The sequence below is a fragment of the Alteribacillus sp. JSM 102045 genome, assembly GCF_041949975.1.
Lineage (GTDB): Bacteria > Bacillota > Bacilli > Bacillales > Marinococcaceae > Alteribacillus.
In genome coordinates this window covers 154,253-179,047 of the sequence record NZ_JBHFQG010000001.1, presented here as the reverse complement: position 1 = coordinate 179,047, position 24,795 = coordinate 154,253, and the positions used below count along the sequence as shown (strand labels likewise).

Genomic DNA, 24,795 nt, shown 5'->3' with positions numbered 1-24,795 from the left:
GTTTTTTTATTCTGAAGCAGCGGCTTTTAATTCTTTTTTCACTTCTGCACATCGCCCTGGAGATGGAAACAGCTTTCCTGCGTTTAATAAATAATGAGGATTAAATACTTCCCGTATATCGGTTTGTGCTTCTATTTCTTTGTCTGTAAACACAAAGCGCATTTCTTCTCGTTTTTCAATCCCAACTCCGTGCTCACCGGTAATGGAGCCGCCAACATCGGCACAAGCCTGCAAACATGCACTTCCAGCTTCTAATGCTTTATCGGTCTGCCCGGGTATTCTGGAGTCAAAGAGAATAAGCGGATGCAAGTTACCATCACCGGCATGAAAGATATTCGCGATTCGAAGGCCGCTTTCCTTGCTGATTTCGCTAATACGATGGAGAACTTCTGGAAGGGTGCTTCTCGGAATGACACCATCCTGGACGAGATAATCCGGAGAAATTGCTCCCATCGCCCCAAAGCCTGTTTTTCGGTTCGCCCACCATTTCGCTCTTTCTTGTTCATCCTGTGCTACTTTCACAGAACGAACATTTCGCTTTTTACACACATCTAAAATCTCATTAATCTGCTCTTCGATACCTACCGAAATACCATCTACTTCAATGAGCAGTAATGCTTCAATGTCTTTTGGGTGTCCGACCGGAAAGGAAGCTGCTTCAACTGCTTTAATGGCGGTCTTATCCATCATTTCAAGCGCTGCCGGAACGATTCCAGCGGAAACGATATCTGATACAGCCTGGCTTCCATCCTTTACATCATCAAAATAAGCAAGAACTGTCTGTTTTTCTTCTGGGTTTTTCAAAATCCGTACCGTTATTTTGGTAACAATGCCTAAGGTCCCCTCTGAACCCGTTAAGATTCCAAGCAAATCATAGCCTGGAGCATCCGGAATACCATCATGGCCGATTTCCATAATCTCTCCTGTTGGAGAAACAACCTCAAGTCCTAAAATATGATTGGTCGTAACGCCGTACTTCAGACAGTGTGCTCCCCCTGCGTTTTCCGCCACATTTCCGCCTATCGTACAGCAATACTGGCTCGATGGATCCGGCGCATAATAATAACCCTTATCTGAAATAGAATTTGTTAATTTAAGATTCACGTAACCAGGTTCTACGACAGCCCGCCGATTCTCAAGGTCGACGCTTAACAAACGTTTCATTTTAACAAGGCTTATAATGACTTCCCCATTTAACGGGATTGCTCCCCCGCTAAGTCCCGTCCCTGCTCCTCTGGCAAGAAAAGGAAGGTCATGGTCTGCGCAGTACTTTACAATTTCTGCTACTTCTTCTGTATTTTTTGGAAAAACCACTGCTTTTGGCATGTGCGTGTGTATCGTAAATCCATCCGATTCATAAGAGATCAAATCTTCTTTGTGAAAAAGAATTTCTTTCGGCCCCACAATAGCTGCTAACTTTTTTATATGTTTGTCGTTTGTTTTTAATCCCTTTTTTCTCAGCATCATGTCTGCCCCCTTTGCTTATCTTCTTTTTGATAAGCCCAGTCTAAGAGCTGAATCGTGTGCACAATCTTTTGATTTCTTCCGTATTTTTCTACTCCCATTGCCATTTGCAGCATGCAGCCTGGGTTACCCATGGAGATCATTTCGACTTCTTCCGGCACGTTTTCCATTTTACTTTCCAATACACCATCTGCCATTTCCGGATTGGTAATGTTATAGATTCCTGCACTGCCGCAGCAGCGGTCTGCATTTGGCATCGGCACCATTTCTACACCAGGAATATCAAGCAGAAGCTCACGAGGCTCCTGGCGAACACCCTGCCCGTGCGCTAAATGACAGGCATCATGGTACGTCAGCTTTGTGTTTATTTCAGCTTTTGGTTTTTCATAACCACTGTCATGAAGGTATTTAGAAACATCCACCACTTTGGCGGCAAATTCTTCTGCTCGTTCACGCCACTCTGTTTCTTCTTCACGGAATAACTCCGGATATTCTGTTAACATACAGCCGCAGCCTGCAGCATTTGCAACAACGGTATCTGTGTGTCCAAACGCTTCAATGTTTTGCTTAGCGAGCTTTCTTCCCATATCACGGTCCCCAGCATGCACGTGAAGCGCTCCACAGCATGTCTGTTTTTTAGGGATAGCAACGTCGTTTCCGTTTCGGGTCAATACATTAACTGTAGAGTCATTAATGTCACTAAACATAACATCCATCACACAGCCTACGAGAAACGCGACTTCATTTTTCGTTTCACCTTTTGCTTTAACGACTTCTTCCTTATTATATTTTTTCCGAACAGACTGTTTTACTTTCGGCATCACAGTTTCCATTGTCGCCAAATGCTCAGGCATGATTTTTAATAGTCCTGTTTTACGAACAGCAGTCTGCACTCCGCTTTTTTGATACAATTTTAATAGATTGCCAGCCGACTGGAGACGACCTGGATGAGGGAAAAGTCCATGTAAGAAAAATTTGCTGACCGCTCCTCTCCAGCCTGTTAACGGCATGGCCTGCCGAATTTGACCGCGCGCTTCTTCGATCAAACCGCCAACATCGACATCGGCCGGGCACGCTGTCGTGCAAGCTTTACAGTCCAGACAAGCAAACACAGGATCCATAAACTGTTCGTTAACTTCCAGTTTTCCGTCCGCGACCGATTTAATTAAATGGACGCGTCCCCGCGGAGAATGCTGCTCTTGTCCAGTAATTTCATAGGTTGGACAGGCTTCTAAACACATGCCGCAGTGTACGCAATCCGCCCATTTATCTTCATCCGGTTTATCTTTCCACAAATAATTGTTTAAGCTTTGACTCGAGCACGGCGGCTCTTGAACGATATCTTTCTCTTTCATACTCATCTTTTATAACCCTCCTACGTAGCGCTTAGGATTGAGCGTTTTCTTAGGGTCAATTTTTGTCTTAATTCCTTCCAACAAAAAGAAATAAGAAGGTGTTTCTCCCCAAACATCTATCGTCTTCCGAAGTTCTAGCGGGAAATGCTTTATCACCGCATAGCCGGTTAATTGCTTAATAGTTTCTCGTAAAGAACCAACAACCGCGATAACATCTTTATGCGCTCCTTGCACGTGAACCTGGCATAAACCATGACCTAGGCTTCCATGAGCATTAACCGAAACATTATGAGCATCTTCTAGAAGTTCGCTTTCTTTTAAGACTTGTATCACATCAAGGTTTTTTACCCCAACCTTAATTACAGCCTCTGTTTCCTGTCCTGCAGGTTCGGTTCGACCATTTGGAAAAAATCTATTGAATCGCTTCCAAAAATCTTTAGCTTCCTGCTGAGCTAGAGTGGTTATTTGAGAAGCACCGGATTCCATATTTTTCACAAAATCCTTCTGATAGTGAACGGAGCTTTCTACATCTTCAAAAGCAATCGCTAATGTATAAACTTTTTGCCCGGTCAGCTTTTCAGAAAGCACTGGGGTTAACAATTCTAATGAAACAGGTTCCATCATGGAGTCTAGAAACCGTACTGCAAATGAACGAAGATCTTCTTCGTTTCCTTCTTCAAAAGCTAAAAGTATTAAGCTCTCGTACTTTGGAAGAGGTCGCAGCTTTAAAGCAATTTCAGAAACGACACCGAGTGTTCCCATCGAACCGACAAAAAGCTTATTCATGTCGTAGCCCGCTACATTTTTCACTACTTTGCCGCCGGAGCGGATCACTTCTCCATTCGGATAAGCAATTCTTAATCCAATAATGTGATCCCGTGCTGACCCGTAGCCGAGCCGCTTAGGACCGCTGTCGTTTGCAGCAATGACTCCGCCGATGGTTGATTCTTCTGGATGAGCCGGGTCAAGAGAAATCTTTTGATTATGTTCAGCAAGGTAATCCTGGAGCTCCTGAAAGGGTGTTCCTGGTTTCACAATAATCGTCATATCGCCAACAGTATGTTCAATGATTCCTTTATATTCAGCAAGTGACAACAGAATATCTGTTTTTTCTTTCGTCCCGCCAAACCCTCTTTTCGAGCCATTTCCTTCTATCGTTATCGTTTTATCGTTATCGTTAGCATAACGAAGAACAGCTGCAATATCCCCTTCTGTTAGTGGAGTAACCACAATGCTCCCATCGTTTCCATACAGCTGGTTTGGTGACATTTTTTCATCCACATGGGAGTCAGATAACACAGAGTTCAAGTCACTTAACAGATCAGAAGTAATCATCTCAACACTCCTTCCTATTTTGTTGCTTATTAGGCAACTTTGTTTCTGTTTTGTCGAAAAAAGAGAAGGCTTTATTCTAACGCTGAGGTTTCCTCTAAGAAACCATCTTGCAAAAGATCTTCCACATAATTTAAATGTGTAATCATTGCCTGCTTTGCCTGGGCAGCGTTCCCTGCTTTAATAGCCTCAAATAGGAGCAGATGCTGTTTCATAATAAAGTTAACGGTTTTCTCATTTTCACGGATTTGAGCGTGAAAATCTTTCATTGCCTGCTTCATCGTTGCAGAAATAAATTCCATCAACTGAATAAGTATTTTATTTCCGGTCGCCTTTGTCATAGCGATATGAAATTGATAATCTGATTCCCAGCCATCTAAAGGGCCAGCAAGGATATTTTCTATCGTTTTTATATCTTCTTCCGAACGGTGAATCGCTGCAGCTTCAGCCGTCCCAGTCTCTAAAATCTTTCTCACTTGAAAAAGCTCTCTAATATTTTTTGTGGCAGCATGAAGTGCAGTTTGATTAAAAAGCTTTGCCGAATCAAACTCACAAATAAACGCTCCTTCTCCCTGCTTAACATATACGGCCCCTTTACCGTTAAGCGTCAGAAAAGCATCCCGGACAGCCGATCTGCCAACATCCAATAACTCGCACAGTTCCCGGATCGAAGGCAGCTTTTCACCTGGCTGAAACGTTCCATCTTCAATCATGTTCTCGATTTGTTCTGCCACTAAAGCCGAGACTTTCTTCCTGGATATTTTCTCTACATTCAACAGCACACCGCCCTTCGTTTAGAGATGCTTATTCAGTCATCAATGATCAGATGTGTGATCATCTACACCTTAATTAAACCATTCCTTTTAAGCGTTTTCAATAATTTTTTAAAAATTTACGCTAGTTAAGCAAATTGAGCAGGAGGGGTGGTTAACCCCGTCCTCTCACACCACCGTACGTACGGTTCCGTATACGGCGGTTCAATAGTTTGATTGTGCTTTCTCGAAAAGTCGGTTTAGATTTTTTAAACCGACTTTTTCGAGAATCTCATTTGAAATGGCTCTGTGTAGAACATAACTACATGCGATACGCCAGTACCCTTTCCGTGCCCACTCCCAAGCCTTTGGTTTAGGAACTTTAAGTTTTATCAGACTCTTTTGTCTTCACTTTCTTCCAGCGTTTCCATATGATTTGCCTTATTCTGCGTCTGATCCATTGATCTATGCGCCAAATATATCCCTTCATATAACTAATCCCATAGTAGGTCGTGACTTCGTTGACTTCCTTGATAATGTCACGGATGTTCCCATTTCGGTTTCGTTTGGTCCGCTGTGTTAGCTTCTTCTCAAGATTCTTTTTGGACTTTTGATGGGGGCGAAACCCTCAGCGACCCCAGCGGAGCCTTTATTGGCTTTGACTCTTCCGTATGCTAGATTGAGATTGTCCCGGCTTACGACTTTGTCGATGAGGTTAGGCACACCATCCCTTTTTTAGTTTCACCGTGAGAAATACTACACGCTTCTACTGTACCTTCGGATTCCATCCTATTCTCTTGTAGATAGCCATCTTTTGATGTTGTCTGTGATTTTCGTATTTCTCTCACCTCCACTGTTTCCAGGATTACTATCGTTCAAGCCCCCGAGTCCTTATGGCGGAAGTCGCAGTTTTACTTATACTTTGTTCCTTTAACAAAGTTAAACATTCTAAAGTACAAAAAAGTGTGTAAGGTTTACTTACATGTTTCCAGACAAACACCTAATTACCGTTTATTATCATAATTAACAAAGTATTTGGGAGGGAACAACGTGAAAGATCAATTTAAAAACCCTGGTGTACTATCGATGATGAAATTGACCTTTGTTGTACTCTTTCAATAACCGAACGGACAAAAGAGGGTGCTCCGGAAAGTGTTAATCGCTTCTGGGGCACCCTCTTTTTCGAATAATATTGTCTCTTTATATTCAGCTGAATATTCTACGGACATATGGTACGTTATTTCAATAATTTATCGCGCTTAGAATGCTTTAGCGGACAAGAGATCCCTTATTTGCTCGAAATCATGTTATTTTTGGCGTTTTTCCAGGTAGTAACGGAATGAGGGTCCGCGCTTCCCCGCCACCAAGCTGCCTCATGGCAACATGACTTCTCTAAAATCAATCTATCAAAAAGGGGTATAAAGATTCCTATTTTGGTAGATACTGTTACCAAAGATTACTAGAAGGAGGAGAAAAAATATGAAATACTCTATTTCTCAGCACGTGTTGTTCGCGGATAGAAGAGAAAACTTCGCCAATTCGTTTCAAGCATTAGCTGACAAGCTAGAAGAGCATGATATTGATATTACACTCTTAGATGTAGTAGTAGATGCCGTTCAAGAAGTAGAGGAGCTGACAGCAGATGCTGCATTTGAAAAAGGCTATAAAAAAGGCTGGGCGAATGGCAGATTAAGCGTGAATTATGAGCTCCTTCGTGATGAATTGAAAAAAGATGCAGTAGCTTTATAACGATAGATGAAAAGCCCTTTCCTTCACCGGAAAGAGCTTTTTTGTTCTTAATCAAACGTTTGTTTAACATGCTTAAATGACCTTGAGACCGGGAGGAGCTAAACACTAAAGAAGATATAGAGCGACCTGGAGAAATACTACGACACATGTCAAAATGCTTCTTGATTATTTCCGTTAAGTCTATTTTATAGGTGGCTTCCCCTACTTGTTCTAGCCATTGAGGGAGAAAATACAACAATATTTTGTGGTTTTCTCCCTTTTTTCTTCTATTAAAAGAAAGACAGGCGTTCCTTTCCAGCCATCCAAAAAACTTCTCATTTGGGAGAACCACTTCAACTTTGAATGGGTGAGGTTCTTGACGGCGCCGTGGAATGAAAGCACACCCCCTTTGTTTCTAAATAAGAAAATAGCGTTTGATATTGATCGGCGAGAAAATGAATGCGCCCTGTCGCTGCTACTCGTTTATGAGGTAGAATCACCCCCGTGATGTGATAAACATCTTTCCCTAACCCAATTTTGTCATTTCCCCAATGCACCGCCATACAAAACGTGTCCCCTTTATAAACAGAAAGGGTCTGCGACGTTATCAAGTCAAAACCGAAACAATTTTTTCACTCCCTTCCCCCGAATGCAAGGACGTTAATATATAATTATGAAGGAAGGAAGCTGTATATCATTTGTTACCGCTTTCAAAAATATTAATAATATTAAAGAGTACAAAATTTTATAGGAAGCAATTTTTTCTTAATATTCAAAATATTTATTAAGCACATCTTTCTAACCAAAATAACTCCATAACAATATACTGCATGTAAAAACGATTCCGACCCAAAACATAATAATAACCAAATAACCCATTATATCTCTTAATTTCAAACCTGCTATAGCAAGTACGGCTACGAGCAGAAATGGCTGCACCATGTTATTCCAAGCATCGCCCAGCTGTACCGCCATGGCTATTTGAGCATAAGAAGCACCAATTTCCTGCGCTGACTCTATCATAACCGGTCCCTGAATTGCCCACTGTCCTCCGCCTGAAGGTGCCAGAAAGTTAACAAAATACCCGCTTATTAAACTCCAAAATGGCAGACTTTGTGCTGTGGATATGCTAGTAAACCATTGAGCAATCGTTATGCCAAGGCCAGTACCAGATAGAATACCTATAATACCAGCGTAAAATGGAAACTGTATGATAATACCTGCAATACTGCCAACGCCTCTGCTTAATACGCCGAGATAATTTGCCGGTGTAGCTAATAACAGCATTCCTAAAAACAACATCAGAAAATTTAAAGTGTTTAAATCAAGAGAGTTTCCTGAAATAAAATAGGATCCAACGTAAAGGAGGCCTAATAAGCTGATCCCCATTCCCAGTACTTTACTATTGTTAATTCTGTTAGCAAACGTGATTGGTTCTTCTACTGTTGCCGAAACCTGGGCTTTTGCCTGATTATCAGTCTCTTTTGGTTCTGTACTTATTTCAATAATGTCCTCCTTGTTTTTAGGCTGAAGCATAATATTAATGATTGGTAAAGTGACTAAAATAGCTAAAGAAGTTAATATCATTGGAACGGAAAGAATCGTTTCTGAAATGGGAATTACACCTATTTGCTCTTCTAGAAAATGACCTGGAGTAGAGATAGTTATCGGGACACTTCCCGAAATTCCCGATCCATATAATGAAAACCCGCTATAAGCTGCAGCTATGATTAGCGGGTAATGTACGCCTTTGACTGTAAGAGCTATCTTTCTAGCAATGATAGCTCCTACGATTAAACCAAAACCCCAATTAATTAAGGTACAAATTCCACTAATTACTGTTGCAGCTGCAATTCCTACACTAGGGGATTTTATTTTTGAAATAACCTTATTTAATAATTTATCGACCAAAGGAGTATTAGCAAGTATATAACCAGTTAATAGAATAACAGACATCTGCATCGTAAATTCCAACAAACCCCAAAACCCTTCTCCCCAATAAACAGTCGTCTCTACAAAACCTGTCCCCTGGATGCTTACTGCTAAAAAAATCGTGATAATCGTCAATAAAATTGCAATCGTAAAAGGATCTGGCAAATATTTATGCATCATTCTTGTGAAAAAACTAGTTAACCTCTCCATCTTTTTTTCCTCCTTTTTAATTGGCTTCCCGTAACTAGCTGAAAATGATTTCTAACCCCCCTTTTTTGAAAGCCTTAAGATATTTCACTTATCTCTACATATCCCTCATACACAGCATCTAGAATTTTCCTTGGCTCTTTACAGCTGCCAATTCTATGATAATCCTTATTATGAAACGGATCGTTTGGCTGAAAACCTCTAGCCGATACAATTAAATCAACATCGTAACTGGTGGTGCCTTTTTCGTCAGATGTCAGGAACAGCTTTTTATTTTCGACCTTGTCAACATCGGTATTTGTTAAAAATTCAATAGGAAGCCGTTTTACATGTTTTAAAATGTCTCGTCGATTAATCGGATCTATATTTCTGCCAATTTCTCTTTTTCCAGATCTGCTAATGGCGATTACTTCGTTATTATGTTCTGCAAGGTAGTGGGAAAGTTCCAATCCTGCTCCTCTTGAGCCTAAAACCGCCACTTTTTTATTTCGAATCTCTTCTTTGTTACGAAAAGCTTCTACTACATTAATGATCCGGATAGAATCATCAGTTAAAATGCGGTCTTCTTTTGGAATCATACCAGTGGCTAAAATCACTTCATCAAAATTCATTTGTGATAAATCGTCATCATTAATCTTTCGGTTCAGGTGAACCTCAATGTTTAATTCGTCGACTCTAGTTAACAAGTAATCCAAATACCATTTCCATTTTTCTTTGTGAATGCCTGCACTTGCCACATCAAGCAATCCTCCCAGCTTATCAGAAGCTTCAAAGAGAGTGACAGCATGCCCTCTTTCCTTTGCATTCAAAGCAGCTGCCATCCCCGCAGCTCCCCCTCCAATAACGGCAATATTTAATTTTTTGTTTAATGGGTTGAAAGGAAGAAGTGTCGATTCACGGCCCGTTACAGGATTAATGGAACAACGAACTTCTAAATCAGCCGTCACTCGTTCGGCACAATAACAGCAAGACGTACATTTTATAATAGAATCTGCCTTTCCTTCTTTTGCTTTTTGCGCCCAATATGCATCAGCCAGGAAGCTTCTTCCCATTGCGACAAAATCTACATGATCCTTTTCAATTAATGTATCAGCAAAGTCCGGATCTCTAATAACTCCCACACCGATGACTGGTATCCCTACTGCTTCTTTTATTTTTTTTGCTAATGGGGTTCTCCATCCTTCAGAAAATGACATCGGTTCAACGTTTCGGTCTACCGATTCAAAGATGCCAGTGGACGCATGAATAGCAGCTGCGCCCGCTTCTTCAAAACATTTTGCAAGTAATACGGATTCTTCAATCTCCAATCCTTCTTTTACGAATTCATCGACACTGAATCGTACAGTAACTGGGAAATGTTGATTAACATCTCGGTTGATACCTTGAACAATATTTTTAATCACCCGGGCGCGGTTTTCAATGGAGCCGCCATATTGATCTTTTCTTTTATTGGAATATGGAGACAAGAAATTATTAAGTAAATATCCATGAGCAGCATGGAGCTCCACTCCATCGTATCCTGCCTTATAAGCTCTATGGGCTGCAGTGATAAACTTGTTTTCTAATTCTTTAATTTCTTCTATAGAAAGTTCTTTTGGCGTTTCCTTCATAATTTTACAAGGAATCGGAGACGGAGCCACAGGCTGAGCTCCCGTGATACTTGTTCTCGTCTCTCTTCCAGCATGATGGAGCTGTAAAAAAGCTTTCGTTCCATATTTGTGGATCTCTTCTGCCAATAATTTATGGCCTTCAATAAAAGAGTCATCATCCAGGAGCAGCTGATTTTTTGAGCCGAATCCATGTTTTCTTTCCACGCAAGTAAACTCTATGATAATGGCTCCTGTTCCGCCTTTTGCTCTCTCTGTATAATATTTAATCATTTTATGCGTCATCTCACCTGTTTCAGTCGGCATATTTGTTTCCATAGGTGCCATCAGAATTCGATTATTTAATTCAACGTTACCAATTTTGTACGGTGAAAATAGATGTTTGTAGGTTCTCATTCTTCTGTCCTCCTCAATAAAGTGAAGCTCTAAATATTAATAAATTACAATTGGGTTAATCGGGCTTCCAACCCCTCCCTTAATTTTTAAGGGAGCTGCGACAAAGAAGAATTCATATTCTTTTTCTTGAGCAAATTCATCTAAATGCAGCATCTCCATTAGATACATTCCTAACTCGCGTATCATAAAGACATGCAGAGATTTCTTTGCATTTTCCTCCATTGGCATTGGTTCCACGGTTAAATTATCTGCTCCTAATCCGACAATATCTCTTTCCGCTAAAAAACGGGCAGCTTCTAACCCGATGCCTGGCTGCCTTTCATAAAACAAGCCAGGATTGGATTCAAACACTGACATCCACCCTGTCCGGACTAAAACAATGTCTCCTTGTTGGATTTCAATATTTTGCTTTTTCATGCAATGTTCAATATCCTCCGGGGTAATGACATATTGACTGTCCAGATGATTAACCCCTTTTAACCTGGCCACATCAAGTAATACTCCTCTACCCGCGATCCATTCAATTTTTTCTACCCCGCATTTTTTCGCACCAGTACTGCGGATATTATCCTGACTATATCCGTTGTATATCTGTTCTTCCGTCCACACATGGCCAAGTCCATCTACGTGGGTTGTTCCGTGAGTCGGCATCACAACATAATCATCTGCTATTTTCATTCCACCGGGAGTATTCATTCCTGATTTGTAGTCTCCTCCATCGATTGTCATGAAATGAACAGCCGGTGTCCTCTTCGGAAAGACTGGTACTTTTGTTTGGCGTATTGGGTACGACAGACTTTGAACTTTTCCCTGCTTAATGTGTTCTTTTGCCTTCAGCAAGGTATCCGGTGTTAATAAATTTAGAGCGCCTTTTTCATCTTCTTCACCCCAGCGGTTCCAATTTGTTAAAGAGGTATCCATTTTTTATCACTCCCATCCTGCAGAATCAGTTATTTCAAAAACAGGTAATTTATAAGACTCAAAATCTTTAAAGGCGAGCTTCACTCTTGTACCGATTTGTAATGAACTTTCTTTGTCTAAACCGTTAATAATCCAGGACTCCATCATTACTCCTTCTTCTAATTTCACTAATGAAACGACATAAGGAACAAATGGTTTAAAAAAGGCAGACGGAGGCCGGTGAACCACACTATATGAGTATATCTCTCCTGAACCGTCAGACTCTTTCCATGTGATTTCTTTCGACAAGCAATGCCTGCACAATAAATTCGGAGGATATTGATACCGCTTACAATCATTGCAGTATTGAATTATTAATTTTTCCTTTTTACAGTGCTCCCAGTAGTAGTCGGTTACAATATCTTTGTGCATGTTTTTCGTTTTGTTACTCACTAGCTCTCCCTCCCCATAATTAAAGTGACGTGGGAGGACAAGACTCCGCCGTTCCCATGAACCAACCCAATTTCAGGATTATTTGGCACTTGCCTTTCTCTGCCTTCCATTCTTAATTGTGTCACTGCTTCGGTAACATGTAATATTCCTCCATTAGCACAAGAAAGCATTCCTCCATTTGTATTAGCCGGTAATTCTCCTTCCAAAGATAAATATCCATTTTCTGCCAGGAATCCAGACTCCCCTTTTTCACAAAACCCCAGGTCTTCGAGTTCCATTAAGACCGTTATCGTAAAACAATCATACAGCTGCACCACGTCTATATCTTTGTGAGTTACCCCTGCCATTTCAAAAGCTGTTCTGCCGGATGTAATAGCTCCTGAATACATTAAGTTTTCCGCATTCATAATGTTTTCGTGGGTATGCCCTTCCCCCATTCCGAGCAAGTAAATAGGTGTTTTTTTGGCATCTTTGGCCCTTTTTTTGGAGGTTAGTAACAGGGCACCTCCAAAATCGGATACAATGCAGCAATCCAATAGCCGAAGCGGGCTTGAAATCATTTTTGATTGCAGCACTTCTTCTTGAGTAATAGGCTTTTTCATCATGGCATCCGGGTTTTTTAACGCATGTTCACGAAACGTAACAGCAACTGATGCTAACTGCTCAGGAGTGGTTCCAAATTCATGCATATGTCTTTGTGCTGCCAGTGCGTAATGGGTTGGAATTAAAGGCCCGTAAGGCACTTCGAACTGCTCGCTCCCAACTTCCGATAACTTCGAAACGTAATCATCCCGCATGGCTCCTGACGATCTGTTATCCGCCCAAGCGATCAATACAGTTTCACAATAGCCAGAAGCTATAGCTAAAGCTGCATGTTCAACTAGTGCGCACCCTGTTGCTCCCGACACGGAAAGCATGCTGCTGAACTTCGGAGTAATTCCCAATTCCTGTGATAATCTTGAGCTAAAGTCCAATTCAGAGTCCACGGAGGAATAACCAGTCAATACCCCGTCAATTTGAGATTTATTAAAACCTGAATCTTTTATTGCTTTTTGAGACGCTTCGAGAGCTAAATGGATGGCTCTTCTGCCCATCCTTTTATTTCTTTCTGCTTCTCCGGAGCCCACAATGGCAACTTTTTCGCTTATGTTCAATTGTTCACGCTCCTCTTCTCTCCATAATTTCTTAAAAGCTTTTTTTCAATTTTCCCTACGGCTGTCTTTGGTAGTTTATCCATAAATTCAATATATTCAGGCACTTTAAAATAAGCTAATTTCTGTTCACAGTATTCTCTTATATGTTTTTCTTGTATATTTGGGTCGTTTCGAACGATAAATGCTTTTGGCACTTCCTCTCTTATTTCATCGAAAATGCCAATGACTCCAGCTTCCTTCACAGACGGGTGAGATTCTAATATTGCTTCAATTTCTCTCGCTGATATATTTTCCCCCGCCCGTTTAATAATATCTTTTCTGCGATCAACCATATAAAAATACCAATCCTCATCGTAATACCCTACATCCCCGGTATACAGCCAGCCATCCTTAATCGTTTCCTTTGTCTCTTCCGGTTTATTATAGTAGCCAAGCATAATACCGTGCTTTGAATAGCACTTTAGAATAATTTCCCCGTATTCAAAAGGATTGTTTTCTCTGCCATTTTTATCTACTACTTTGACTTCGTAGCCAAAAGCAGGCAGTCCTAAGCATTGCCTTTTGCGTTTTAAGTGGGGATGATTCACCAGAGGAATCGTTATGGATTCAGTTAACCCGTACAATTCGATTAACACTCGACCAAATATTTTTTCAAACCTGTCATAATGTTCATCCGCCATCTGTAAAGCGAATCCAATAGTTTTAAAAGAAGAATTCCTGTAATTTTCCTCATTTACATGGTTTAATATCATTTTGATATGAGTGGAATTTAAATGAGTAATTGTTGGATGAAATTTTTCAACCCGGTCTGTAAAGACACTTGAGCGGAATCTTTCAAAAAGAAGCAGTTGACACCCTGCTGTTAAAACCCCAAAAAGCTGGCCCAAACCGTTCATATGAAAAAAAGGAAAGTGGTGCATAAACGTATCATTTCTATCCATTGATAAAATATCAGCCATTATTTCGCCGCTAAAAAGATGATTTCCGTGCGTATAAATAACACCTTTAGGTTTTGCTGTTGTCCCTGATGTAAAAATCACAGTAGCTGGATCATCTGGTGAAAGGTTCAACCGAGGTAAAACGTCCTTACCATTGTTCAGGCTAATGCCTTCTTTCATATTGGACACTTTATTACTGTTAAGCTTGATTTTCTGGTTAATTAAAATTCGTTCCACCGGATGCTGATGAAGCACATGGTTTATAAACGCCTCGTCTTCCTCCCCGCCTTCCATTACAAGATATCTGCTATTGGTGTATTCAACAATATAAGAAAGGTCTTCTTTTGTATTAGCTGTATTCGACATAACGGCTACCGCACCAAGCTTATATAACCCAAAGATCATGTAAAGTAGATCCACAGAGGTTCGATACTGAAAAACAACTTTTGTCCCCTTCTTAATCCCCAGTTTCTTGAAATATGAGGCATATAAATGGGTTTTTTCAGCGAACTCCTTCCAAGTAACGCTTTCACCATTTTCCCAAACAATAAAAACTTCAGAAGGCTGGAGTTGTACCTGCCAGTCTACGAGTGAGTTGATATCCCTGTTTCCAATTAAATCCATACCTGCTCCTCCATCACATTAATTCAATATACACCGTTTGAAAGCATTTTAATTGACCAAATTCATTGAATATAGTCAATTGATTAACGTCATTATATGTTATAAAATTGAATTGAGTCAATTGAAAATTTTAGAAAATTTTGAATGGGGTGCCAAATGAAAGATAATAACACTTTAACTAACAGGCAGAAGAAGGCTCTAGAAACAAAAAAAGCATTATTTGAAGCTACCTTAAAACTTATTTTAGAACGAGGATTCGAAAATGTTTCCATTGATGAGATAACGTCTATGGCCGGTACCTCAAAAGGTTCCTTTTACACTTACTTCCGTTCAAAGGATCAAGTGATTGTGGAATACTACAAACAAATAGATAACGTTTATTTAAACGTCTATCAACGCCTTGAAAACAACTTAAAGTCATCCGAAACACTCATTCAAGTGTTAAAAGCAGGTCTTACTTACTCTGAAAAACTTGGAAACGAGGTTATGAGAATCGTATTTATAAACCAATTTGGAAAAACAGAAGACATTCCATATTTAATGGACAGCAATAGAAATATATATAAAATTGTTCGTGAGACAATTGAAGAAGGGCAAATAAACGGTGAGTTTAGAGAGGACCTTCCAGTCAAGGAAATGATGGCTATGATACTTAATTTTTATGCTGGCAACTTTTTTGAATGGTCTTTAATGAACAACGATAATTTTGCTGATAAGGCAGAAAAATTTTTACGGACTTTTATTGAAGGAACCTTTAAGCATTAATCACTTTTATACCATCCCTACCTTTCTGCAAGTAATCGATACTTTCTCTAATGTTTTTTGCGGTATATCATTTAACTCAATATTGTTACAATTTAAACAAATTATAAGAATGATAGATGATAAGGAGTGTTAGGGATGAATCCAAAAGAATTTCGGAACTGTATGGGACATTTTGCAACCGGTGTCACCGTGGTCACCAGTGAAACAGAAACCGGGACGCACGGATTTACGGTTAACTCGTTTACATCTGTGTCGCTTGATCCGATGCTTGTTTTAGTTTCTGTAGATCGAAATACCACGGCCTTAAATGTGTTAAAAGACAATACGTTTATTGTTAATGTCCTTAAAGATGACCAGCAGGATACCGCGATGCACTTTGCAGGACGGGCCCAGGACCCGGAGCCTTTTGCATGGGAAACAGGCCAATTGGGACAGCGTATAAAAAACTCTCTAGCCCATATTGAATGCGAACCCTGGGCGGCTTATGATGGCGGCGATCATGTTCTTTATCTTGGTGAAGTTAAAAATTTTGAGTATAATAGTGGTGATCCATTGCTTTATTTTTGTGGTAAATTTTCTGAAGTTGCAGCCAAATAGCTGCAGCTTCTCTAACACTTTTAGAAAGGGGTATGGAATGCGGGCTCATCAATTGTTATTTGATAACCTAATAGATATTAATCCCCGAACTGGTATGATCACTTTTAACCAAAAACGAATGGCTTTGGTATCTGTAGAAGCCCTCGGGCTTTTGCGACGTGATTTGATCAATACACTTGGCATGGAAAGAGCGAAAGGATTTCTGATGAGATACGGATGGGCCTGGGGAATGAAGGACGGAGAAAGTATCGCTTCTATGTATGAATGGGAAACACAAAAAGAACTAATGCTTGCCGGCCCATCTCTCCATACGCTAGAAGGCGTTGTGACCGTAGAGCCTGATACCATAGAAGCTACCGAATCTTCACTTCATTTTACAGGCTTCTGGAGAAATTCATTTGAAGCAGTCGAACACATAAACCATTACGGTTATTCTGCGGACACTGTCTGCTGGATACTTGTCGGTTATGCAAGTGGCTATCTCACCAGCACCTTCGGAAAAGATGTGGTTGTATATGAGGAAAAGTGCGCTGGTAAAGGAGATGACTACTGCCGATTTGTCGCGAAAACCCTGGAGCACCTGGAGGGAAAACACAAAAAGGACATGCGCTATTATAAAGCAGAGTCACTAGCTACAGAACTCGACCGCGCCTATAATGAGCTTCACGAAATAAACAAAAACATTATGGAATCAGACAAAATACAAGAAGAATTAACTAATTTATTTCTAGAAGACAAGGATTTTTCCGACACGATCGACTTTGTGGCCAAAGCATTAAATAAAAGCATTGTCGTCGATTACTATAATCAAATAATTGAAAGCGCTTTCTTACAAGAAAAAGATAAAGTTATTTATGATAACTGGGCAGGCAAATCCATCTATACAGAAGAAAAACAAAATGATATATCGACCTTTCCTATTCGTGCAAATAATGTTAATTTGGGCCGCATGGTTATTATCGGACATGAAAAAATGACCAATAAAGATCAATTAATTATCAAACGAGCATTAGGCGTTTTTACCATTCAATTATTTCATCAATGGAAAATAACAAAATCGCTCTGGAGAAAAAAAGAAGAATTCTTCGAAGAAATGCTTAATAATGTCGATAGAGAAGTCTTTGAAAAACGGTCTCACTTATTTAACTTTAAGCCGGACTCCTTAAATCGGGTGCTGTCTATTAAGATAGATCCCAAGTCGATCAGCAAAGAAGTTTTACAGTTTTTGAATACAACGTATGCCGACAAAGATGTTTTTTCCAAAGAGCAGTATATTGTTATGATCTTATCTAACAAAGATGCAGAAAATTCCAACGATATCGCTTCAGAAATCGCCGCTTCCCTGCACCAAAAATTCCCTTCTGCTACTGTTTATATTGGAGTCGGCAGATCGTCTAAAAGCTTGCAGAATTTAACGAAAAGTTACCAGGATGCTTGTACCATCAGCGATTTTATTCAGCTTACCCAGCCTTCAGACAGCCGTATTTCTTTCTTTGAAGATATAGAACCAGTCATTATGTTTTTAAAAGGAACGGATCAAAAAGAGCTGATTGATTTTTATCAAAAAACGATTGGAGAATTGGTCGAATATGACCAAACCAGTCAAACCAATTTATTACTCACCTTAAAATCCTACCTTGATAACAACGGCAATCTGCAGCAAACCGCTGATGACCTGCACCTCTCTATTGCAGGGGTTCGCTATCGTTTAGAACGAATTGAGAAATTGTGCGAGGTTGATTTAAAATCCGGTCCGGGCCGCTTTCAATGCCAATTAGCGATTCAAATTTATTTTGCGGTTAAAATAAATAATAAACAACGAGCAGCTTCCCGTTAAAAAATAAGCCATAATATATTTTGCAACTTTATATTATGGCTACCCTTTCACTCATCGTTTTATATTTATCACAGTTTAGGGTAATCACACAAACCTGATTTCTTCAAATCCCGTTTCCTCTAATATGGTTTTGATCTCTTCTCCACTGGCACCTGTTGATATGGAATTGCTATCGTTCATCCTCGTTTAAACAGTTATCAGCTGACTCACTGCTTTTCGTACATATTGTCTTAAAAATGGCGATCGGCCCACGAGCTGCGGGGCCGTCAAAGTTCTTCTGAAAGACAAAGTAAGTAATATTGCTAGTTCATTCGTTGTAACTGCTGTCCTGTTTCCCTATTTTCTATAATAGATATAAAACAGTGATACATCGACACCGTTTCTTGCACAAGCTCCTCAAACACAGTCTGTTGTTGATCAGAATAAACTCGCCGCTCCAATTTGCTCAGCCTCTCCTCCTTTTCGTCAACAAAGTTGTCAAATTAGATTGTAAAAAAGAGATAAGAATCAATTTATTCGATTCCTATCTCCGCTAATAAATTCTAAAGAAAGTTGAGCGACAACTTCGTGCCCATTTCCAGGACCATGAGGTTTTACAATCACGGTTCCCATGTTGGGAATTGGGCCAAAACCCACCCCTGCAGGGAAACTGTGAGCAACAATGACCCTATTACTTCCCGGCTGCGGCTGGATTTCCAGAAATAAGTGGAGAGTGTTTAGTATTCTTGCCTGTTCTACTGGACTTAAATCACTGCTTAGCTTATATACTTCAAACCAAAATGTATTAACCAGCACATTGTCTCCTCCGAAAGCCAATCCAGCCGTCTCTCTTGTTCTGCAAAAAGGACTGGCGAGAACCGGATACTCAATAGGAATTCCTAAACGGCGAAAAGATTCACCATAGGTTACAGCCTGGCTTCTTCCAACATCAGATAGGTTTCTTTGCGCAGAACAATCAAAGAAGTTAAAATTCGTCTGATCTTCTCCCACAGTTGCTTCTGCGTGTCTCGTATAAAAAATATACCCGCCTTCTCGAAGCGAATTCAACAGCGCAGGGTTCATTCTTATCATATAGGAAGTTGCTGAACCTGCTGACGTTTCTTTAACATTATTACAGAATTCCTTTTTCAGACGCTCCAAATGCTCTGCCTGTGTAAATGTCGTGTGTTCGGGACTCATTAAAGTTTTCTCCCTCTAGATTAATAGACACTGAATCTGAATAATATATGCCAGTAACGCTTTAACTGTTAATCCAAAGAGCAGGTGTAAAAGTTTAAATAACGCAGTTGGCTTGAGCCAAGGGATTTTAAAGAGGAACCAATTAGGACTTCCAGGACCTGGCTGCTTACCGTTCAAGCTCAAGGCTCTCCCTTGCTGACCATTCGTTTTCTCTTTTTTATGTTTTGTGTTCTAAGCATCTCTCTTCGTGACCGTTTCCCTTCTTTTGCTCCAGCTCCGGACTCCAAGATCCTCTCTTGGCTACCGTTTCTCTTCTTTTGTTCCTGCTTCGGACTTCATGAGCTGTAAAGTCCATATAATTGTGTAAAAAGAAAGGTCATCATCAAGCAGTTAATAGAGCCGTTTTTTCGAGTGGCCTTAGAGGGATGTATATCCATAAATATATCCTGCAACTATGTTATGACTGACAGCCAAATACCCCTCAAAATTTGGATACATAGAATAACGCTTAAATAGATTCTTCATTGCTGTTGGATCTGCCCCAAATATAGAACAATAATTTAATCGTCTTGGTAAAATAAGGACCTTCTACTTGAAACGGAACGATTTTCATGTTTCTTCACAGCCTCCCAAAGCGAACATGCCTCCATGGATGTTGTTTCCCTTAACTCGCTTTATATTATTCTATGGACCTACATGACAAAAAGCACTTCCCGTATGAAAGGAAAATGCTTAATTATTTCTTTTTGAGGATTATAAAGAGAGTACCAATTTTTATAGTACTAAGACTTTACATCCAACTCTTTCTCCCTTTTTCTCGCTTAAAAAAGAAAAATCAGCCAATTGATCGATTTTTACAAATATAGAAGGGATTTTCATTTTTATGTTCGAATTCATTTAAAGAATTGTACCAAAAAATGGGAGGGATTATTATGTTAAGAAAAATGGTGCAAACAGGCGTTATCGCAGCATTATTTGTATCCCTATTGGTCACGCCGTCTTTCTATGAATCTGTAGACGCTTCTGGAAAAAGTGATGAGGATCTTTTAAGAGTCGAGAGTTTAACAAGCTATGAAGAAATGTCAGAATTTCTTGAGGACGTTGACCGAGAAGCAGATCACATTGCTGTAGAAGTGATTGGCGAATCTGTAAAAGGACGAGAGCTTCACTTTGTAAAAATTGGAAAGGACCTGGATGATTCTGATAAGCCAACTCTATTATTTTTAACCCAGCAGCATGGGAATGAACCATTGGTTACAGAATCTGCTCTTAAAGTTATTGATCAGTTTTCAACCAATAGCAGGAAAGTAAGAGACTTGATGGAGAAAGTGAATATCCTTGTTGTACCGCGCCTAAACCTTGATGGGGCAGAAGGAGATGTGGATTGGGATACATCTAATTTGTATCGAGGAGGAGTGCAGACCCGTAATAACGCGAACGGAATTAACCTAAACCGGACCCACAATTCATTATCCCAACCAGAAACAAGGGCGCTGCACGAAGAAGTACTTCAACAATATAACATTGATTACGCCATTGATTTTCACCACCAAATAGCAAATCGAGCCACTGAGGATGGAGAGCTTGTTTCAGGTGCCATGCTTTACCCGACAAACGATGGCGTAACCGAGGAAGTGCTAGAACGTTCCAAGAAATTAGGAGCTGTTGTGTATGAGTCACTAGAGCCAAAAGATTACAGTAATATAGCACACTATCGCAGTGATAACACGTATACTTCTATTGCCAGAAATAATTTTGCGGCGAATTACAACATTCCAACTCTTCTTTTTGAAAATAGAGGACTTTCTGATTCCCTTAATAAATCTTCTATTTTAGAACAGTGTTATAGTGATATGTTAATAGAACAAGGGGAAGACGCGATGATGGGCGCCATAGAAGCAATAGCTGACCAATCAATTGAAACGGCTGATACAAGCATTTGGGAATCCCTGCCCGAACAGCATGACGTAGAGACAGAAGAGACAGAGTGTCAAAAAAGTGAATAAGTTAAAAGAAAAGGAGGCTGGCCCAACGTAGGGTCAGCCTTCGTTTACAGCTTTATTTTCGCCTACTTCTTCAACATCAGGAGAAACGGCTTTTCTGATGAAAAGCGCGATAATGAAAGTGGTAATACAAAGCGCAAGAGCAAACCAATAGGCATGGTGAACGCCTGCTGTCATCGCTTTATCCACTACTTCTTCTGTTAACGGACCCGTCTGTTTATCCAGATAACTTTGTTGGCCCTGGGTCATGATACTGACGAAAATCGATACGCCAAGCGCACCGCCGATTGGCTGCAATGTATTGGCAATGGCGGTTCCATGTGGATAGAGATGCTTTGGCAGTTCATTCAGCGCATTCGTTTGTGATGGCATTAACGTGGCTGAAATGGATAACATTAATACCATATAAACGAGGATAAACGACCAGATTGGTACGGACGGGGAAATGCTGCTGAAGAAAATCATGACACCAACCAAAACCAGCGTCGCCGGAATAATCAGCTTTCTGGGGCCGAGCTTATCAAACAGTGTTCCCATCACTGGAGACATCAACCCATTTAATAATGCACCAGGAAGCAGCAGCAACCCTGCAATTTTGGCCGAATATCCCAATGGCCCTTGTAAATACATCGGCATGACTATTTCTGATGCAAACATCGCCATGATCACAATCACAAAGATGGATACTCCCCGAGCATAATTTTTATAGGCAAATACTCGGACATCGAGCAGAGGTTCCTCGATTTTCAATTGACGTATTACAAAAACAATCAAACTGAATAGGCTGATTCCAATTATTACAAGAATTTTTATTGATGAAAATCCTCCCCCGCTTTCCCCGGCACTGCTGAAGCCATAGACAAGACCACCGATTCCGATGGAAGAAAGAATAATGGACAAGACGTCCGCTTTAGGACGTGTAACCTCTCCTACATTTTCCAAATATTTCAATGCGAAGAGAATCGAGAACGCTGCAAAAGGAATCACCGTAATAAATAACCAGCGCCATCCTAAAAAGTCCACGATCACACCAGATAGCGTCGGGCCAATTGCCGGGGCGAACATGATGACCAAACCGAACGTTCCCATAATCCGACCGCGTACCTCTGGCGGGTAAAGCAAAAGCAGTGCATTCATAATAACGGGGATCAACAGCCCCGTACCGATCGCCTGGATCATCCGGCCAGTAAGCAGCATCGGAAAGTTCAAGGCACAGGCTGCAATTACTGTTCCCGTCAAAAAGATGGACATCACTCCAATAAACATCTGCCTTGTCGTAAACCACTGAATCAACAAGGCAGAAATCGGCATCAGAACCCCCATCACAAGCATGAAACCTGTCGCCATCCACTGAACCGTCGCCGCACTGATGTCAAAAACGTTCATCAGTTCTGTTAACGCAATATTGAGAAGCGTTTCATTCAAAATGGCAAAAAAAGCACCGATCATAAAGGTAACCATTATAATTTTTGTATTTAATTTTGTTTCCATGTTATCCCTCAAGACTTTATATAAGAATTAATCCCTTATCCATTATTCTTTATTCTGCTTGCGAATTTCAAACGTTTAGCATCACGCAATGTAAAAACCTCCTATCCATTTCTGAATAGGAGGCACAGCAGTCAAGAAATAAAACAATCTTTTCTTATCGACCATATCGTGATATCAATAAGTACAGGTTTATCCTATTCCCAACGAATTTTTTCTACACGAATAGGATTAATAAATCATGTACTATTTCAGCCTTCCGATTGTTTAATAACTTAATGATAAGGTCAAAAACTGGAAAAGTCAATGAGTATTATGTATATCTCACATTCCTTCACCTGCAGCTTCTTTTGTTCACCCTTCTAATTACCCATAAAAACACACCAGTCCGTAAAGTTATTTCAAAACCACAAAAAGAGAAAGAAATCGGTAAAATATCAATGTTATTTTACAGTTCAAATAATTCTGAAAACAAACCATAATAAAAGTACCAATTGAAAGCGCTTAAATTGGCAAAAGTTTTGAAGGAGGTTTCTTTAATGCTTCAACAACAACAAAAAACCGAACGACCGCTTACAGGAAAAGAGTATTTAGAAAGCTTAAAAGATAACCGCGAAGTTTGGATCAACGGCGAAAAAGTGAAAGACGTCACCACTCATCCTGCCTTTCGAAATGCTGCTAGATCTATAGCGAAGCAATACGATGCACTGCATGATGAAAAAACCAAAAATATTATCACCACAAAAACAGATACAGGCAATAACGGATATACTCATAAATTTTTCACCTTTGACAAATCGGCAGAAGATCTTCGTCATTCTAGAGACGCTATCGCCGAATGGGCCAAAATCACATACGGACAAATGGGCAGATCACCTGATTATAAAGCTTCTTTTTTAGCAACATTAGGCGCCGATCCAGATTACTATGCCCCTTACGCTGATAATGCAAGGTTTTGGTATAAAGAAGCACAAGAGAATAACTGGTTTTTTAACCACGCAATTATTAATCCTCCGGTAGACCGGAACAAGCCAATGGAAGCTGTAAACGACGTTTTTGTCCGGGCGGAAGAAGAAACAGATGAAGGTGTTATCGTCAGCGGCGCAAAAATGGTAGCTACCGGTTCGGCTTTAACCAATTATAATTTTGTCGCTCACTACGGAGCTGTTCCCGTTGGATCAGAAGACATGGCTTTAGTGTTTGTGGCACCAATGGATACCCCAGGAGTCAAGCTTATCTGCCGCCAGTCCTATGAAATGCAAGCTTCCGTAATGGGCAGTCCATTTGATTATCCATTAAGCAGCCGTTTTGACGAAAACGATGCCGTACTTATATTCGACCGGGCGTTAATTCCTTGGGAAAACATTCTTATTTATAAAGACGTTGATAAAGCAAACAACTTCTTCCCAGAAAGCGGATTTCTTCATCGCTTCACCTTTCATGGAGTGACAAGACTGGCAGTAAAATTGGATTTCATTTCCGGATTGTTGATTAAAGCCGTCAAAACGAATGGAACCGATCAATTCCGCGGAGTACAGGCGAACGTTGGGGAAGTGTTAGCCTGGAAAAATATGTTCTGGTCGATGAGTGACGCGATGGCGCTAAATCCAGATGAAGGGCGTAATGGCACGGTCCTCCCTAATCTTAAATACGGCCTTTCCTACCGTGTCTTCATGTCGGAGGGCTGGCCTAAGATTAAAGAAATTATTGAAAACGTTGTTGCCGGCAACTTAATCGTACAGCCATCCAGCGCTGCTGATTTTAAAAATCCTGAGCTGCGGCCGCTGATTGACCGTCTTTACCGGGGGTCCAATGATATTGCATCTCTTGAAAAAATCAAATTAATCAAAATGCTTTGGGAAGTTGTGGGTACTGAATACGGCGGCCGTCATGAGTTATATGAACGAAACTATTCCGGAAACCATGAAAACATCCGTTTAGAAAACCTGGTCTCTGCTCAAGAATCAGGCGAGGCCAGCACGTATGAGGCGTTTGCTGAAAAATGCATGGCTGATTATGACCTGGATGGCTGGGTAAACGATACGTGGATCAACCCAGATGACGTAAATTATTTCAAACAATAA

The 24,795-nt window shown here is 40.4% G+C and carries 21 protein-coding genes; 6 read left to right on the top strand and 15 right to left on the bottom strand.

Going from position 1 to position 24,795, the window contains the following annotated elements; genetic code table 11:
* Window positions 1-6: 6 nt before the first annotated feature.
* The 5 genes from ACE1TI_RS00855 to ACE1TI_RS00835 all read right to left on the bottom strand — a co-directional run bounded on the left by ACE1TI_RS00855 (window position 7) and on the right by ACE1TI_RS00835 (window position 5,450).
* The gene (locus tag ACE1TI_RS00855; protein ID WP_375005675.1) at window positions 7-1,464 is read right to left on the bottom strand and encodes an FAD-binding oxidoreductase; all 1,458 of its coding nucleotides are present in this window, start codon (window positions 1,462-1,464) and stop codon (window positions 7-9) included.
* Window positions 1,464-2,825, bottom strand: coding sequence for a (Fe-S)-binding protein (locus tag ACE1TI_RS00850; protein ID WP_375005674.1), 1,362 nt, complete (start codon window positions 2,823-2,825; stop codon window positions 1,464-1,466). Before ACE1TI_RS00850 ends, ACE1TI_RS00855 begins: the two co-directional genes overlap by 1 nt.
* Window positions 2,826-2,828: 3 nt before the next feature.
* On the bottom strand, window positions 2,829-4,154 hold the full coding sequence (locus ACE1TI_RS00845) for an FAD-binding oxidoreductase (RefSeq protein WP_375005673.1): 1,326 nt from the start codon (window positions 4,152-4,154) through the stop codon (window positions 2,829-2,831).
* Between the two features lie 71 nt (window positions 4,155-4,225).
* Window positions 4,226-4,933 carry a FadR/GntR family transcriptional regulator gene (locus ACE1TI_RS00840; RefSeq protein ID WP_375005672.1) on the bottom strand — a complete coding sequence of 236 codons (708 nt, stop codon included), beginning with the start codon at window positions 4,931-4,933 and terminating at the stop codon, window positions 4,226-4,228.
* 352 nt (window positions 4,934-5,285) lie between these two features.
* Complete coding sequence (locus ACE1TI_RS00835; protein WP_375005800.1) at window positions 5,286-5,450, bottom strand: group II intron maturase-specific domain-containing protein; 165 nt, start codon at window positions 5,448-5,450, stop codon at window positions 5,286-5,288.
* A gap of 932 nt (window positions 5,451-6,382) precedes the next feature.
* Between ACE1TI_RS00835 and ACE1TI_RS00830 the strand changes: the two genes are divergently transcribed.
* Window positions 6,383-6,652: a hypothetical protein gene (locus tag ACE1TI_RS00830; RefSeq protein WP_375005671.1), complete on the top strand. Its 270-nt coding sequence runs from the start codon at window positions 6,383-6,385 to the stop codon at window positions 6,650-6,652.
* Between the two features lie 332 nt (window positions 6,653-6,984).
* Here the strand turns inward: ACE1TI_RS00830 and ACE1TI_RS00825 are convergent, their stop codons facing one another.
* From ACE1TI_RS00825 to ACE1TI_RS00795, 7 genes are all read right to left on the bottom strand, one after another.
* A complete protein-coding gene (locus ACE1TI_RS00825; protein ID WP_375005670.1) occupies window positions 6,985-7,194 on the bottom strand; it encodes a hypothetical protein in 210 nt (69 codons plus the stop codon).
* Window positions 7,195-7,429: 235 nt separating this feature from the next.
* Window positions 7,430-8,773, bottom strand: coding sequence for a short-chain fatty acid transporter (locus ACE1TI_RS00820; protein ID WP_375005669.1), 1,344 nt, complete (start codon window positions 8,771-8,773; stop codon window positions 7,430-7,432).
* 74 nt (window positions 8,774-8,847) lie between these two features.
* Complete coding sequence (locus ACE1TI_RS00815; RefSeq protein WP_375005668.1) at window positions 8,848-10,773, bottom strand: FAD-dependent oxidoreductase; 1,926 nt, start codon at window positions 10,771-10,773, stop codon at window positions 8,848-8,850.
* Between the two features lie 36 nt (window positions 10,774-10,809).
* On the bottom strand, window positions 10,810-11,694 hold the full coding sequence (locus ACE1TI_RS00810) for a cyclase family protein (protein ID WP_375005667.1): 885 nt from the start codon (window positions 11,692-11,694) through the stop codon (window positions 10,810-10,812).
* Window positions 11,695-11,700: 6 nt separating this feature from the next.
* Window positions 11,701-12,126: a Zn-ribbon domain-containing OB-fold protein gene (locus ACE1TI_RS00805; RefSeq protein ID WP_375005666.1), complete on the bottom strand. Its 426-nt coding sequence runs from the start codon at window positions 12,124-12,126 to the stop codon at window positions 11,701-11,703.
* Complete coding sequence (locus ACE1TI_RS00800; RefSeq protein WP_375005665.1) at window positions 12,126-13,280, bottom strand: thiolase C-terminal domain-containing protein; 1,155 nt, start codon at window positions 13,278-13,280, stop codon at window positions 12,126-12,128. The genes ACE1TI_RS00805 and ACE1TI_RS00800 overlap by 1 nt, the downstream gene beginning before the upstream one ends.
* Window positions 13,277-14,842 carry a class I adenylate-forming enzyme family protein gene (locus ACE1TI_RS00795; protein ID WP_375005664.1) on the bottom strand — a complete coding sequence of 522 codons (1,566 nt, stop codon included), beginning with the start codon at window positions 14,840-14,842 and terminating at the stop codon, window positions 13,277-13,279. The genes ACE1TI_RS00800 and ACE1TI_RS00795 overlap by 4 nt, the downstream gene beginning before the upstream one ends.
* Window positions 14,843-14,998: 156 nt before the next feature.
* Between ACE1TI_RS00795 and ACE1TI_RS00790 the strand changes: the two genes are divergently transcribed.
* The 3 genes from ACE1TI_RS00790 to ACE1TI_RS00780 all read left to right on the top strand — a co-directional run bounded on the left by ACE1TI_RS00790 (window position 14,999) and on the right by ACE1TI_RS00780 (window position 18,041).
* The gene (locus ACE1TI_RS00790; RefSeq protein ID WP_375005663.1) at window positions 14,999-15,607 is read left to right on the top strand and encodes a TetR/AcrR family transcriptional regulator; all 609 of its coding nucleotides are present in this window, start codon (window positions 14,999-15,001) and stop codon (window positions 15,605-15,607) included.
* Between the two features lie 135 nt (window positions 15,608-15,742).
* Window positions 15,743-16,204: a flavin reductase family protein gene (locus ACE1TI_RS00785; RefSeq protein ID WP_375005662.1), complete on the top strand. Its 462-nt coding sequence runs from the start codon at window positions 15,743-15,745 to the stop codon at window positions 16,202-16,204.
* Between the two features lie 37 nt (window positions 16,205-16,241).
* On the top strand, window positions 16,242-18,041 hold the full coding sequence (locus ACE1TI_RS00780; protein WP_375005661.1) for a XylR N-terminal domain-containing protein: 1,800 nt from the start codon (window positions 16,242-16,244) through the stop codon (window positions 18,039-18,041).
* A 302-nt stretch (window positions 18,042-18,343) separates the two neighbouring features.
* On the opposite strand, the gene ACE1TI_RS00775 is transcribed toward ACE1TI_RS00780, so the two are convergent.
* Together ACE1TI_RS00775 and ACE1TI_RS00770 are read right to left on the bottom strand one after the other, a co-directional pair.
* On the bottom strand, window positions 18,344-18,481 hold the full coding sequence (locus ACE1TI_RS00775; protein ID WP_375005660.1) for a hypothetical protein: 138 nt from the start codon (window positions 18,479-18,481) through the stop codon (window positions 18,344-18,346).
* 67 nt (window positions 18,482-18,548) lie between these two features.
* On the bottom strand, window positions 18,549-19,220 hold the full coding sequence (locus ACE1TI_RS00770; RefSeq protein WP_375005659.1) for a histidine phosphatase family protein: 672 nt from the start codon (window positions 19,218-19,220) through the stop codon (window positions 18,549-18,551).
* Window positions 19,221-20,152: 932 nt separating this feature from the next.
* Between ACE1TI_RS00770 and ACE1TI_RS00765 the strand changes: the two genes are divergently transcribed.
* The gene (locus tag ACE1TI_RS00765; RefSeq protein WP_375005658.1) at window positions 20,153-21,226 is read left to right on the top strand and encodes a M14 family zinc carboxypeptidase; all 1,074 of its coding nucleotides are present in this window, start codon (window positions 20,153-20,155) and stop codon (window positions 21,224-21,226) included.
* A gap of 33 nt (window positions 21,227-21,259) precedes the next feature.
* On the opposite strand, the gene ACE1TI_RS00760 is transcribed toward ACE1TI_RS00765, so the two are convergent.
* On the bottom strand, window positions 21,260-22,714 hold the full coding sequence (locus tag ACE1TI_RS00760; RefSeq protein WP_375005657.1) for an MDR family MFS transporter: 1,455 nt from the start codon (window positions 22,712-22,714) through the stop codon (window positions 21,260-21,262).
* A 536-nt stretch (window positions 22,715-23,250) separates the two neighbouring features.
* On the opposite strand from ACE1TI_RS00760, the gene ACE1TI_RS00755 reads away from it, so the two are divergent.
* Window positions 23,251-24,795, top strand: a complete 1,545-nt coding sequence (locus tag ACE1TI_RS00755) for a 4-hydroxyphenylacetate 3-hydroxylase N-terminal domain-containing protein (protein WP_375005656.1) — start codon at window positions 23,251-23,253, stop codon at window positions 24,793-24,795.

Coding starts and splice junctions, on each gene's coding strand:
- ACE1TI_RS00855 (WP_375005675.1), bottom strand. CDS start 1,464: ATGCTGAGAAAAAAGGGATTAAAAACAAACGACAAACATATAAAAAAG.
- ACE1TI_RS00850 (WP_375005674.1), bottom strand. CDS start 2,825: ATGAGTATGAAAGAGAAAGATATCGTTCAAGAGCCGCCGTGCTCGAGT.
- ACE1TI_RS00845 (WP_375005673.1), bottom strand. CDS start 4,154: ATGATTACTTCTGATCTGTTAAGTGACTTGAACTCTGTGTTATCTGAC.
- ACE1TI_RS00830 (WP_375005671.1), top strand. CDS start 6,383: ATGAAATACTCTATTTCTCAGCACGTGTTGTTCGCGGATAGAAGAGAA.
- ACE1TI_RS00825 (WP_375005670.1), bottom strand. CDS start 7,194: ATGGCGGTGCATTGGGGAAATGACAAAATTGGGTTAGGGAAAGATGTT.
- ACE1TI_RS00820 (WP_375005669.1), bottom strand. CDS start 8,773: ATGGAGAGGTTAACTAGTTTTTTCACAAGAATGATGCATAAATATTTG.
- ACE1TI_RS00815 (WP_375005668.1), bottom strand. CDS start 10,773: ATGAGAACCTACAAACATCTATTTTCACCGTACAAAATTGGTAACGTT.
- ACE1TI_RS00810 (WP_375005667.1), bottom strand. CDS start 11,694: ATGGATACCTCTTTAACAAATTGGAACCGCTGGGGTGAAGAAGATGAA.
- ACE1TI_RS00795 (WP_375005664.1), bottom strand. CDS start 14,842: ATGGATTTAATTGGAAACAGGGATATCAACTCACTCGTAGACTGGCAG.
- ACE1TI_RS00790 (WP_375005663.1), top strand. CDS start 14,999: ATGAAAGATAATAACACTTTAACTAACAGGCAGAAGAAGGCTCTAGAA.
- ACE1TI_RS00785 (WP_375005662.1), top strand. CDS start 15,743: ATGAATCCAAAAGAATTTCGGAACTGTATGGGACATTTTGCAACCGGT.
- ACE1TI_RS00780 (WP_375005661.1), top strand. CDS start 16,242: ATGCGGGCTCATCAATTGTTATTTGATAACCTAATAGATATTAATCCC.
- ACE1TI_RS00770 (WP_375005659.1), bottom strand. CDS start 19,220: ATGAGTCCCGAACACACGACATTTACACAGGCAGAGCATTTGGAGCGT.
- ACE1TI_RS00765 (WP_375005658.1), top strand. CDS start 20,153: ATGTTAAGAAAAATGGTGCAAACAGGCGTTATCGCAGCATTATTTGTA.
- ACE1TI_RS00760 (WP_375005657.1), bottom strand. CDS start 22,714: ATGGAAACAAAATTAAATACAAAAATTATAATGGTTACCTTTATGATC.
- ACE1TI_RS00755 (WP_375005656.1), top strand. CDS start 23,251: ATGCTTCAACAACAACAAAAAACCGAACGACCGCTTACAGGAAAAGAG.